Raw genomic sequence first — 13,724 nt, forward strand, 5'->3', positions numbered from 1 at the left:
GAGTGGATTTGAATTATATGGATGGTATTGTAGGGAAGCTTTTACAAGCTGCACATTGCAGGATACAATGGAGGTATTAGAGAAAGGAGACGGATACGTTTGCAAAAAGAAGACAATAAGACCGATTCCAAATCCGGCTCATCCAAATGGTATCTTGGTAGTGCAGCAGCATTGCTCCTGTTGAAAGGCAAGTCGTTGCTTGCCCTATTAAAATTCAGTAAATTTGGCGGTGCGCTGATCTCTATGGCATTTACGATTGGCGCGTATGCGATTATATACCCATGGGGATTTGCAGTCGGGTTCGTGTTGTTGCTATTTGTGCATGAGCTGGGGCATGTATGGGCTGCCAAGCGCAAGGGTCTTCCAGTATCGACGCCGTTATTTATTCCTTTTCTCGGTGCGTTAATCACCATGAAACGACATCCTTTGGATGCCCAGACAGAGGCTTATGTAGCCATGGGCGGCCCGTTATTGGGCACGGTGGGGGCTATGGCGGTATACGCAGGGGCCTATGCAACAGACAGTCCGCTACTATACGCGCTGGCATATATAGGTTTTTTCCTGAATCTGATCAATTTGTTGCCCATTCATCCGCTTGACGGAGGACGGATTTCCACAGCAGTGACACGTTGGTTATGGCTGGTGGGCCTACTGGGTGGGATTGTAGTGATCGTGTATATGAAATCCATTTTATTTTTCTTTATTTGGGCTCTATTCGCCTATGATTTATACAAAAAATATGTCAAACGCAATAAAGAAGACGTCAAGGTTCAATCGTTATTACAGAAGCCGGTGGTTGATGTACAGCATTTGTATGAGCATGGATATCCGCTGCCTGGGCCGGAGCATACGCGCAGATTGTCCTTTAATACCTATTCGGATCTGGAGGGACAGCAATATGTGACGATATATATGGAAAGCCTGGATGTGGAGCATACGCTTCTGCTGCCACAGCAGTGTCTTGTCCAGCATGTATGGCTGAACGGTGTAGAACATATACCGACGCCGGATGCGTATCAGCTCAGATTGCTGTGTGAGATTGACTACATTCCATTTGAAAATGATAAATATTACGAAGTCCCTGCCTCATCACGCTGGAAATTCGGCATCAGTTATATGGGTTTGGCTTTATTCCTGATAGGGATGATGTATGTAGTACATCAGCACATAGGAGATATCAGGCTATAATAATGTAGTTATAAAGAGGCGCGGATCTGATACTTTCAGATCGCGCTCTTTTTTTGTTTTTTTTGGGAAGGGGAAGATTTTATTATTTTTTAAAATCTGACGCTTCTATAGGGACTTTTCCTTTTATAAGGAACCATTTATGATTTTTATATTTTTGAATCATTCCAACATCAAAAATGATTGATTTTACGTCATTTTCCAAAAGTATGTTTCGAGAAATATCGGCCTCCAATGTATATTTAACTGAATTATCGTCTATTTTTTGATGAGAGAACTTTATATTAGATGCATACTTTCTAATTCGGGATGGAAATATATATTCTATTTTGGAGTCCCTATCTTGAGGAAGTATAATATCTGTCAACAAATGACCATCTTTGAATTTTAAATGAAAATTATTAACTTCAAGGATTTCTTTATCAAATTCATTTAGATTATCTTCTTTAAAATCTTCAAAATAGTAATGACCGGTATTTAACCGTACATTGTGTCCATCTTTGAGGACAACTTTGACAGCATCAAATTCATGAATAAAATTGATATCCACAGTCAATTCATTTTCATAGATCTGAACAATTTTCACATTGTCTAAAATAACTTTATTCTTTAACAATAAAGAAGCCTTTTTAATGTTTAAACTATCTACTCTATAGGGAAAACTTATCTTGATTTTTTTAGAACTATCATCATGAGAATTGAAAATGAAATAACTATTCTCTCGTACACTTATTTGTCGTATATACTCCAACTGAGTGTCTTGATTTTTATTCGATTCATTTATAACCTTTTCTTGATTATTGTTTGTACATCCAAATAAAATCATAGAATTAGTCAGCAGCAACATGATGATTATAACAAAACGAAATTTCAATATGTAGTCACCTCTTCTTGTAAATGGTAAACCCCCCTCATATTGAGGAGGGTTATGTAAACGATTCGTTTTTAATTAGCTTGGGTTATCGTAGAGCCAGTATTCTACACCGCCGTTGTTGTCATAACTGGAAGCTGTATATTTGGTATCGCCAAACCATCCCGTATCAGTGTACTCATAATTTCTTTTTATACCTCTTGCAGCACTTTTTAGTTCGGCAGTATGCCAAGGTTTAATCGTCACATCAATGGAAACTTTCTTTCTATATTCTTGGCCTATTTTCAAGCTCATCTCAGCTTCTGCGATAGCTTCAAAACCATATTTTACAGTTCCAGTTACTTCACCAGTCATTTTTGACTCGGTTTCTAAATTCATTCTTACACTTTGATTGCTTCCATTGTTAAATCTGTCATAATCTTGGCCTGTATAATAATTACTTGAATTCACAAATGTCCATTTATTTGTGCCCATCGGCTGAACTAGACTGTTTTCTCTGTTTAGAGTTTGGGTATCTTCTTTTTGCTCTTTATCGAATTTCTTAATATCCTCAGAAGAATAATATGGAACACCATCAATATACAACTGATCTCCTACGTTACTTTCGACTGGGGGTCTAAAATTCCCTTCTAATTCATTCTGATCTGGGGCAGCTTGTGCGGTCAACGCTGATAGATTCAGCATTAAACCCAAAACAAGTGTAGATTTGATCAATTTCTTCAAATTTTTTCACTCCTTATATTTTTTGATAATTTATTCAAATAAATGTTAATAATTATATAAAAATGGAACAACCCTACACAGGACCTAAGTTGAATGATTTTGTGTTTCACAAATATGCAACTTAGTCTGTCAATGGTTAATAATTGTTCAGATAAAAAACATAATGTCGTAAGCTCTTGAATAATTAAGAGCTTACGACATTATGTTTAGATATCCTTAATTTTCATCAGTAATCGGTTTTAACGTCTGGCGGTATTTTAGCGGGCTGGTGCCTGTCCAGCGCTTAAATTGTCTGCTAAAGTGAGCCAGACTGGAGTACCCCAGCAGGGAAGCCACCTTGTTTAGCGGCAGATTGGGCTGCTGGATTAGCACCTTAGCCTCATGCAGCTTGGTCTCCGATAGATAGTGACGTGGTGAATAGCCGTAGACCTTGCGGAACACTTCCTGCGCGTAGCCTGGACTGATCCCGAGGGAAGCTGCCACATCTTCAAGCCGGAATGTTTGCTCACCAGATTCATCCTCCCGATAAGGCTTGAACCTCGATTGAATAGCTTCCATAATGGCCTTGGCATATTGAACGGATGAAGGTGCAATTCTGGGCTCCAATCCCGTAGAAATCATTTGCGAGAATATCCCGAATAGCTCGAACAAAGTAATCTGCATACGAAAGCGGTCCGCTGTCGTATATTCTCCGTTCTCCCGCACCATGCTGATCCAGCTATGAACCACCTTTTGCAGCTTGGTATTGGTTTCAGTGCCTGCCGGGAAAAAAAGCTGATTGCTCTTGATCATCTCCTGACGAAACAGTGGATCATCCACATTAAAATGGGTGCTAAAATAATACATTCCATCAGGGGAAGCACACTGACTCACATGCTTAAATCCCGGCGGAATAATTAAAATATCACCTTCCCCAACCGAGTATACGTTATTCTCCATAATCGTTTCCTGACGACCTTCTAAAATGAGTGCAATTTCAAAACCGATATGACACTCCTCAGGCATGGACCAATCCGCTTTGACCCGATGAATATGAGCGCCAAAAAATTTCACATTCCAATCAATAATAGGTAGCCACTGGCAATCATGGAATAGGGCTGGATCAACATCTGGATTTAATATCATCAGATCACCTTCGATTAGGGCAAATTTTACACCGCTTAGACAATCTCATTGTACCTAACATTTAAATATAATAAAAGAGCGCTTACAAGCTTTATATTATAGGATTTTACATAAAAGGTATCGCTTATATGTAGTAATTTTGAAAGCGATACCATGTTGTAATTAGGAGGAGCTATGGAAACAACATCGAAAGAACGGGTATCGTATTACGTTTACTTTTTGGGGAGTAACGCAATTCTCTGTCTAGTCGCCTCTTTTGCAATGCTATTTTATACGGATTATGTGGGTATATCTGTTTCTATTATTGGTACTTTGTTCGTACTCGCCCGTATATGGGATGCGCTTAGCGCTCCAATCTTTGGCGTGATTATAGACCGGGCCAACCTAAGGGGTGGCTTGTTCAAGCCATGGACGAATCTGGCATCTATCATTTTGCCAATACTTACTGTACTTGTTTTTCTCGTTCCGAGTGATGCGTCACTCACCGTCAAGGTGATCTATATCGCAGCCACATATCTGGTATGGGAAATGTGTTATACGATCAGCGATGCGCCTGGCTTTGGTTTGGCTACACTGATGACGAAAAATACGCATGAACGTGATCTGCTAATGTCCAGAGGCCGGACGATGGTTTTCTTGGCTTTTATGGTCATTTCCTCATCTTCGGTAGCTGTAGCCAATCAGATCTCCTGGCCGGTTTTGGCGCTGATCGTTGCTGTAGCTGGTTTAGTCTTAATGAACTTTACTCGCTTTAATGTCAAAGAGCGTTATGCCAACAAGGCAGAGAAAGTTACGCTCAAGCAAATTATGACGTATCCCATGCAAAACAAGCAGCTTTTATTTTACCTGATGTCGTTTATGACACTGTCCATGACTAATCTGCAAGGAATCGTCGTCAGCTATTTTGCCTTATATAACTTGAAAAATCCCATTTATATTTCCATTCTTATGTTTATTTCCTTGGGTGTGCAGCTGCTCACCGCGTTGATTTTACCGCCAATTATTAAGCGATTTGGCAAATGGAAAGTGAATGTTATCAGCTTGCTTGGATTGTTCGCTACGGGCATGTCCTTGTTTGCGATCGGTTACAGCAATCCTATTGTTGTGTGTGTATTCGCGGTTCTCTTTGGCCTGTTCAGCTCTGCACCGCAGCTCATGGTACCGATGTTTACCGCCGATTGCGTGGAGTATGGCGCATTCAAAAAAGGTGTGCGTGCCAGCGGAACCGCTTTTGCTACCCAAACGTTTGCAGGAAAACTGGGGGGAGCAGCAGCCAGTGGAATTGTTGCCTATGCGCTTGCCTTTGCAGGCTATATTCCGAATGTAGCGCAGACTGGACAGGTTCTTACGTGGATATTCGCGCTCTATGCGGTAGTGCCTGGTGTTGGAGCATTAATTACGGCCGGACTGTTCGCGTGGTTGTACAAGATTAAGGAACAAGATGTAGAGGGCTGGCTGGCAAGTGCGAAGCAAAAACAAAATCAACAGCATACAGATCTTGCGAAGCAGGATGTTGCTGGTAAGACAATGTCTGTACCATCGTTAAAAAAGCCACATAACAGCCACGGTATTTGAACCTCATGATAGATAGTATGACATTTTACCATAAACTTATTGGAGGACGACTTGATGAAAAAGCTACTGTACGGTGTCGCTTATTATGATGAATATATGCCTTATGACCGTTTGGACCAAGATATCCAAATGATGAAGGATGCGGGAATCAATGTGGTGCGGATTGCTGAATCCACTTGGAGTACACATGAGCCGCAGAACGGAGTGTTTGATTTTACCTCCGTGGATCGGGTGCTGGACGCTATGCATAAAGCCGGTATTGAGGTGATTGTGGGCACGCCGACCTATGCTGTGCCCACATGGCTGGTAAAGGAACATCCCGATGTATTGGCGACAACGCCTCAGGGACCGGGCAAATACGGAGCTCGCCAGATTATGGACATTACGAACCCGGTGTACCTGTTCCATGCTGAGCGAATCATACGCAAGCTGATTGGACGGGTGAGTCAGCATCCGGCGGTCATCGGCTTTCAGACAGACAATGAGACGAAGCATTACCATACGAGCGGTCCCAATGTGCAATTACAATTTGTGAAGTATTTGCGGGAGCGGTTTGAATCACTGGATGAGCTGAATCGCAAATTTGGCTTGGATTACTGGAGTAATCGCATCAATAGCTGGGAGGACTTCCCTTCGGTGGTCGGAACGATTAATGGAAGCTTGGGTGCAGCCTTTTCCCAATTCCAGCGCAAGCTGGTAACGGATTTCCTGGCATGGCAGGTTGCACTTGTGAATGAATATAAGCGGGAAGACCAATTCGTTACGCAAAACTTTGATTTTGAATGGAGAGGTCATTCCTTTGGGATTCAGCCGGATGTGGATCACTTTGCTGCATCTGAAGCGTTTGATGTGACAGGTGTTGATATTTACCATCCATCACAAGATGATCTGACTGGAATTGAAATCTCTTTCGGTGGTGATGTGGCACGTTCGACAAAACATAATAATTACCTGGTGCTGGAAACGGAGGCGCAGGCGTTTACACACTGGGTTCCTTATCCGGGACAATTGCGTCTGCAAGCGTTCAGTCATCTGGCTTCCGGGGCCAATATGGTAGCTTACTGGCACTGGCATTCCATCCATAATTCCTTCGAAACCTACTGGAAGGGTCTGCTCAGCCATGATTTTGAACCGAATCCTGTGTATGAGGAAGCGCAGACGATAGGGAAGGATTTTGCGAGATTATCCCCACATCTGGTCAATTTGAAAAAGAAAAATAAAACAGCCATCCTGGTCAGCAACGAAGCGCTGACATCCATTAGCTGGTTCAAGTTTAATATGAACAGCCCCCTAAATTACAATGACATCGTACGCCGTCTATATGACGAGCTGTACAAGCTGAATATCGGGACGGATATCGTCCATCCGGGTACGGCATCGTTTGATGATTATGATCTCTTGATCGTCCCGAGTCTCTATTCTGCGCCAGATGCACTGCTGGAGAAGCTGAACCGCTATGTCGAACAAGGCGGTCATGTGGTCTACACATCCCGCAGCGGATTTACGAATGAGCATGTGCAGGTAAGAACTTCCCAGCAGCCGGGTGTGATTAGCGAAGCGTGTGGTATTTATTACAGCTTGTTTGTGGAGCCGAAGAACGTGACGCTTAAGGATAATCCTTTTCAAGTGGCTGCTGAGGACAATCAGGTAGATACGTGGATGGAGCTGATTACACCGACGACTGCTGAAGTATTAGCCTATTACGACCACCCGCATTGGGGCAAATATGCCGCGATTACGCAAAATCGCTATGGTCAGGGGACAGCGACCTACATTGGCTGTATTGTCAGTTCGGCGGTCATCCGCGAACTATTGAGCTCTGTAGCCAAAAAGGCAGGTGTATGGGGACTGGATCAGGAAGCTTCGTACCCGATCATTGTTAAATCAGGTACGAATGATTTGGGACGAACGATCCGGTACTATTTTAACTATTCCGAACAAGCAGGCTCGGTGGTGTATCCGTACGGAGACGGCAAGGAGCTGATTGGAGAGCAGACAGTTACCCAAGGACAATTGCTCCAATTGAAGCCTTGGAGTGTTATAATTATCGAAGAAGCGTAAATGATGAATAGTGAGTTGAAATCGACGTACAAATCATATCATAATAGGTATCCCGCCGGGAGATCCGGCATATGAAGCGCCCCTGCGAATTGCGGGGCGTTTTCGCATACAGCTGAATAGAGGAGTGCATCGCTATGCCAACCCGAGCAGTCCGCTGGTTCCGGGCGCTGACAGCCCCGTATCGACGCAGCATTCAGCTCAAGCTGATTTTAACGATGATCGTTCTATCTGTGCTGCCGGTCATTGCTGTCACGGTGCTGGCTGCGGAGAAAAGCAGATCATCTATGGAAACCGAAGTGGTCGAGACGAACATGTCCAATATGAAATGGACGGGTATCTATATCAGCGACCAGTTAGATCGTCTGAATCATCTGATTTACAGTATTCAGATCAGCCCTGATTTAAGCGATTATTTGAATGAACGAGAGCCCGACAATCTTTCAAGCCAATTTAATGCCCAACGAAAAATGCTGAATACGCTGGCGAACGTGTATTATTCAGCAGGGAGCCATGTCATCGGTATTCAGCTGTATTTGAAGCAATCGCAAACTGTGTTCACCTTCAATAGTATGCAAAATGAAATTACGACAGTGAGCGGTATTCCCTCACAGTATGCCGAGATGTGGCAAGCGAACAAGGATTATTCGATTCGGCCAAGCCCTGCTGACCCGGAACGCTTTACACTGACACGCAGCATTCGGCGTTTTGAAGACCAGAAGCAGCTGGGGGCTATTTCATTGGAGGTGCTATGGTCACAATTCGATCAGACGCTGGGTCTGCTGGGACGAGGGGATCAGCATCAGGTGTTAATAACTGATGGGGATGGCAGGGTCATGTATCCAGCGCAGGCTCGCCAGTCGCCGCCTCCTACAGGAGTACTGACAGCGCTTCGTGATGTTAAGCCGGGTCCCGGGATGCTTCAAACTGCCGAACATTATGTGTTCTACAATGATCTGGATGTGGTTGGACTGAAACTGGTCAAAATCATACCGACTTCCTCCATTAACCACAGTGCTTTTTCAACTATGCTGTATGGTATTGTCGTAGGTGTGATTTCAATTCTGGTTTCCATCTGCATCGCCGTTTTCATCGCATGGCGGACCGCACGCCCAATTGTTCATTTGGCTCGTTCGGTGCAGGAACTGGACATGATCAAGGGGCCAACTGGAAAGCCAAGTACACGGCCGGATGAAATTGGGCTGCTGGAAAGAAATCTGCATGGGATGGCAGGCCGAATCCGCCAGCACATCCAGACGGAATACCGTATTAATTTGCAAAAAAAGACAGCTGAATTGAAAGCGCTTCAGGCACAGATTCATCCGCATTTTCTGCAAAATACGCTGCAAATGATCGGAAGTATGGTATTTTCTCAAAAGCCGGAGGATACCTATGAAGTCATTCGTTCGCTGAGTGAGATGTTCCGTTACGTGGTACGGGAGCCTCAGGATATGGCCTCTCTGCGTGCAGAACTCGACCATGTGGGGCATTATATGCGTATCCAGCAGCGTCGTTTTCCGCAAAGATTGGTATTCCAGGTGGAGACAGAAGAACAGGCGATGGATATTCGTTTGCCGAAGCTATCGCTTCAACCATTGTTGGAAAACGCGTTTCAGCATGGTCTTGATCGCAAGGCAGGGGCGTGGAAAATAGCAATCCGCGTGGAAATTATGAAAGAAGATGTGTGCATTACGGTCAGCGATAATGGTAACGGTATGGCCCCGGACAAGCTGGAAAAAGTTCGGGCCAGGCTGGAAAACGCATCGGAGGAACCAATTTGGACGCAGGGCAGTCATATCGGATTAAGCAATGTAGCTTCACGCATACAGATGAATTTTGGAGTGCATTATGGAGTGACTATAGATAGTGAGCAGGGAGTCGGTACATGTGTCACTATACGTATTCCATTCATCTCAGCAGAGGAGGGCAAAGTATGATCAGAGTATTAATCGTTGATGATGAGCCGTGGAACCGCGATATTTTGAAGACATTTGGCACATGGGAAAAGCTTGGAATGGCAGTGGTGGGTGAGGCTGAGGACGGAGACGAGGCGTTCAGGCTGGTCGGGAAGTTAGCTCCCCATATTGTGATTACTGACATGCGCATGCCGGGTGCGGACGGAGTGGAGCTGCTGCAAATGTTAAACAATCATTGTCCTGATGTGAAAATCATTGTCGTAAGCGGTTATGATGACTTTGTCTATGCCAAACATGCGATTCGTTACAAGGCTGTCGATTATCTGCTAAAGCCTGTCAATCCGGCCGAGCTAAATGCGGTGCTACTCAAATGCAAACACGATCTGGAGGCCAAGATGGCCGAACAGCAGCCAGAAGCGACAGAGCTGGATTATGAGTTTTTTCACAAGCTAACCCGATATAAGCAACTGCTGCGTCTTTATTTTAATGAGCTAAATCATGACGGGATGAACTTAACGTGCAGGCAGGTTGTGCAGGAACTGGAGAGCTATGGAGCGCCAAGTCCACATATGCTGGGCAGGCTGGTGCAGGAGCTGCTTTCTCTGCTGAAAGAGCTATCAGCGGATAACGGGCTGGATACTTCTACGGCAAAGGGAGGATTTCCACTTTCGCAAACTACCCTGTCCTCTGTGGAACATGCGCTGGAGTTCGTGTCGTCATGCTATGCTCAAGAACTGGACCAGCTGATTCGGCATCGTAAATACAAAAACAAGCTGAATTTGGAGGAGGTACGGCGGTATATCGATAGTTACTTTGCTGGGCCGATCACACTGGAGCAGTTGGCGAAAAACTTTTTTGTAAGCAAAGAGTATATGAGCAAGGTATTCAAGCAGGAGTACGGTCAAAATGTAACGGACTACATTGTAGAGCGGAGAATGGAAAAGGCGCGGGAATGGCTGGCGAATAAACAGATTTCAATTAAAGCTGTTGCAGAGATGGCTGGGTATGAGGATGTGTCTTATTTTTATCGGGTATTTAAAAAGCATTTTGGCATGGCCCCTGGTGAAATGAGAAAGGAAGTTTAAAAAAATCCAATTCAATAAGCTAACGGTGTCCAATGGCAGAGGTGACCTCCCATCCTATAATGAAAGCGTATACAAAATTGTTACTTTCAACTTAGGGGAGGTCATTTTGCATGAAGATGTGGAAAGGTGTATTGAGTACGATGCTGGTTGGCACGTTGTTGGCCGGATGTGGAGCGAATTCTTCAGGCAGTGACAGCAGTGGTGCCGGTGGAGACGGCAAAACCGTGAATCTCAAAATGTTTATTGCTCAGCCCCGTTTGAAGGAGCACTACGATAAATACATTAATGCGTTTGTAGCCAAAGAGAAAAAAGACAAAAATATCGACGTTACCGTCCAACTGGAGATGCCGCCTGCTGACAATGCCGCACAAATTTTGAAGACAAGACTCGCTTCCAACGATGCTCCAGACGTATTCGCACTGCATGCGGTGAATGAAATTCCACCGTTTTATAAAGCAGGATATTTGGAGGACTTGTCCGGTCAGCCATTTGTCAGCAAATTGATGGACAGTGTGAAGCCTTCGGTGACGACGAAAGACGGCAAGGTGGTAGCGGTTCCTTTGGAAACGATCTCCTGGGGCTATTTGTACAATAAAAAGATATTTAAGGATTTGGATTTGAAGCCGCCGGGAACGTTGACTGAAATGAAGGCTGTCGTCGAGAAGCTGAAAGCGAATCATGTGACACCGTTCCTGTTGTCCTACAAGGAATCCTGGATTCCACAGCTGTTTGTGCCGCTCACAGCAGGTGCGATGATGAATACACAGAATAAGGATTTTATCGAACGGATGAATCAGGACAAAGGTTCATTTTCCGAAATGAAGAGCATGTTCGATATTATTGATCTGGTGAACAGCAATGGTACAGACAAGGCGCTGGAAATCGGCGGGGATGATGGATCGGCGGCATTCGCTTCAGGTAAAGCGGCGATGTGGATTCAGGGGCCATGGTTTGCGGAAACGATTTTAAAATCAGACCCGAAAATGGACTTTGGGGTAGCCCCGTTGCCGATTAATGACGATCCGAATGCGACCTTGATCAATCTGTCCACTTCGACTTCGCTGGCCGTATCCTCTACAAGCAAGAATAAGGAGGTTGCACTCGACTTTGTTAACTATGTGTTGGACGACAAGGATTCCAGCGCGTTCTATGAAGCATTGAAATTTAACCCTATCTCCAAAGTGCATACGTTCAAAAGCTATCCTTGGGTTAATGATGCTACCGAATATGTGAAAGCAGGCAAGTCGTACCAAGATCCATCCATCCCGCAGGCGGTCAAGGACGAGGCAGGCAAATCACTGCAATCCTATTATGCTGGTCAGCTCTCGCAGGATGACGTTATTAAGGCGCTGGATAAGGCATGGAAATCGTATAACAAAGTGAACAAGTAGCGATAACCTACAGAATGACATCGGGAGGGAGAGACTCCATGCCTTTTAAAATCTACAAAAAATACGTTATGCTGCTGGCGTTTACTGCCCCGGCGCTAATCTTTTACGCCATCTTCCTGCTTATTCCAACGATCAGCGGTATGTACTACAGCTTTACAGACTGGAACGGATTGAATCCCAATTACAACTTTATCGGCTTGGGGAACTTTGTGGAATCCTTGAAGGAAGACCCCGATTTTCTTAATTCCCTTTGGTTTACACTTAAATACGTATTGGTCATGATCGTGCTGCAAAATGTACTTGCGCTGATATTGGCAGTGTTGATTGAGTCACGCACACGCAGCAAAGGATTTTTTCGGACGATATTTTTTATGCCCAATATGATCAGCACTATTATTAGCGCATTTATGTGGACATTCGTTTTTTCCTCCGTACTGCCGCAGATTGCCGAAAAGACGGCCATCGCCTTTTTAGGCCAATCATGGCTGGGAGATCCGAAAGTATCCTTTTTCTCCATCATTATTGTCTCGCTCTGGAATGGTGTGGGATATATGATGATCATCTATCTGGCTGCACTTCAAGGTGTCCCGCAGAGCTTGAAGGAGGCTGCTATTATTGATGGGGCGAACGCATTTCAGACATTGCGAAGTGTAACGCTGCCGATGATTACCCATGCGATTACGATCTGTTTCTTCCTGACACTTAACGGTGCCTTCAAGGTGTATGAGGTTGTGTATGGACTGACTGGCGGAGGACCGGGACGCAGCACACAGGTGATTACGATGAATATTTACGAGGAGGCGTTCTCCAACAACTTCCGTTATGGCTATGCGAGCGCTAAATCCGTTATTTTGTTCGCCATTGTGCTAATCTTTACTCTGATCCAGCTGCGTGTCATGAAGAAAAGGGAGGTGGAGGCATGAGGCTGAAAAAGGCTAATTCCTTGCTGATCACGCTGCTGCTGTGCGTGAGCGCAGTCGTGTCCTTCTTCCCGATCTATATGGCGGTCATTAATTCGTTTAAAACACAGGGTGAGATGTTTGCATCCTTTACGGCGCTGCCGACGAAGCTTCACTTTGAAAATTACAGCCAGGCCTTTCACCAGACCCATTTGCTGAACAGCGCTCTGAATTCTACGATTATTTCTTTTATCGGCATTGGCGGGATCGTGGTCTGTTCGGCACTGGCAGGCTACAAGCTCTCTCGTACAAGTGGAAAACTGAGCAACGGGATTTTCTTCCTGTTTGTCGCCTCTATGCTGGTGCCGTTTCACTCTATAATGATACCGCTTACACGGATGGCGAAAGATTTGTCTGTTCAAGGCAGTACGTACGGCTTGGCTTTGATCTATATCGGTTTGGGCGTGAACATGGCCATCTTTTTGTATCATGGATTCGTCAAATCCATCCCGCGTGAGCTGGAAGAATCCGCGCAAATGGACGGCTGCAATGAGTTCCAAACGTTCTTTCGCATTATATTTCCCTTGCTGCTGCCGATCACCGTCACAATTGCCATTTTGGATTTCCTGTGGATTTGGAATGACTTTTTACTTCCACTTTTGATGCTGACGGATGTGAACCATTACACCCTGATTCTCTCGACCAATATGCTGTTTGGAGAATACAACAAGGATTGGTCACTCATTCTGGCCGCGCTCGTGCTGACCTCTATCCCAGTTATTCTGATCTATGCCTTTTTTCAAAAATTTATTATGGAAGGCATTGCGGAGGGAGCAGTTAAGGGATAGCCGTGCTTCTCATCGCTAAAAAAACCTTCATTAACCACGAACGTTTTC

At 44.6% G+C, this 13,724-nt stretch carries 11 protein-coding genes; 8 read left to right on the forward strand and 3 right to left on the reverse strand.

Annotated features, from left to right (window positions below):
• Positions 1-99: 99 nt before the first annotated feature.
• Positions 100-1,188, forward strand: coding sequence for a site-2 protease family protein (locus ABEW32_RS13195; protein WP_430188319.1), 1,089 nt, complete (start codon positions 100-102; stop codon positions 1,186-1,188).
• An 82-nt stretch (positions 1,189-1,270) separates the two neighbouring features.
• Here ABEW32_RS13195 and ABEW32_RS13200 read toward each other — a convergent pair whose 3' ends face one another.
• From ABEW32_RS13200 to ABEW32_RS13210, 3 genes are all read right to left on the reverse strand, one after another.
• The gene (locus tag ABEW32_RS13200; protein ID WP_430188321.1) at positions 1,271-2,059 is read right to left on the reverse strand and encodes a hypothetical protein; all 789 of its coding nucleotides are present in this window, start codon (positions 2,057-2,059) and stop codon (positions 1,271-1,273) included.
• Positions 2,060-2,134: 75 nt separating this feature from the next.
• On the reverse strand, positions 2,135-2,779 hold the full coding sequence (locus ABEW32_RS13205; protein WP_430188323.1) for a hypothetical protein: 645 nt from the start codon (positions 2,777-2,779) through the stop codon (positions 2,135-2,137).
• Between the two features lie 216 nt (positions 2,780-2,995).
• Positions 2,996-3,904: an AraC family transcriptional regulator gene (locus ABEW32_RS13210; RefSeq protein WP_430188325.1), complete on the reverse strand. Its 909-nt coding sequence runs from the start codon at positions 3,902-3,904 to the stop codon at positions 2,996-2,998.
• Between the two features lie 174 nt (positions 3,905-4,078).
• Here ABEW32_RS13210 and ABEW32_RS13215 point away from each other — a divergent pair, with 174 nt between their 5' ends.
• The 7 genes from ABEW32_RS13215 (at position 4,079) to ABEW32_RS13245 (ending at position 13,676) form a co-directional block, all read left to right on the forward strand.
• Complete coding sequence (locus tag ABEW32_RS13215; protein ID WP_430188327.1) at positions 4,079-5,479, forward strand: MFS transporter; 1,401 nt, start codon at positions 4,079-4,081, stop codon at positions 5,477-5,479.
• 54 nt (positions 5,480-5,533) lie between these two features.
• Positions 5,534-7,540, forward strand: coding sequence for a beta-galactosidase (locus ABEW32_RS13220; RefSeq protein ID WP_430188329.1), 2,007 nt, complete (start codon positions 5,534-5,536; stop codon positions 7,538-7,540).
• Positions 7,541-7,674: 134 nt separating this feature from the next.
• Complete coding sequence (locus ABEW32_RS13225) at positions 7,675-9,474, forward strand: sensor histidine kinase (RefSeq protein ID WP_430188331.1); 1,800 nt, start codon at positions 7,675-7,677, stop codon at positions 9,472-9,474.
• Positions 9,471-10,538 carry a response regulator transcription factor gene (locus tag ABEW32_RS13230; RefSeq protein WP_430188333.1) on the forward strand — a complete coding sequence of 356 codons (1,068 nt, stop codon included), beginning with the start codon at positions 9,471-9,473 and terminating at the stop codon, positions 10,536-10,538. The genes ABEW32_RS13225 and ABEW32_RS13230 overlap by 4 nt, the downstream gene beginning before the upstream one ends.
• Before the next feature lie 110 nt (positions 10,539-10,648).
• Positions 10,649-11,929: an ABC transporter substrate-binding protein gene (locus tag ABEW32_RS13235; protein WP_430188335.1), complete on the forward strand. Its 1,281-nt coding sequence runs from the start codon at positions 10,649-10,651 to the stop codon at positions 11,927-11,929.
• A gap of 38 nt (positions 11,930-11,967) precedes the next feature.
• Positions 11,968-12,852, forward strand: a complete 885-nt coding sequence (locus tag ABEW32_RS13240) for a carbohydrate ABC transporter permease (protein ID WP_430188336.1) — start codon at positions 11,968-11,970, stop codon at positions 12,850-12,852.
• Complete coding sequence (locus tag ABEW32_RS13245) at positions 12,849-13,676, forward strand: carbohydrate ABC transporter permease (protein ID WP_430188337.1); 828 nt, start codon at positions 12,849-12,851, stop codon at positions 13,674-13,676. Before ABEW32_RS13240 ends, ABEW32_RS13245 begins: the two co-directional genes overlap by 4 nt.
• Positions 13,677-13,724 lie beyond the last annotated feature (48 nt).

It is taken from the genome of Paenibacillus jamilae (genome assembly GCF_050482105.1).
Lineage (GTDB): Bacteria > Bacillota > Bacilli > Paenibacillales > Paenibacillaceae > Paenibacillus > Paenibacillus jamilae_B.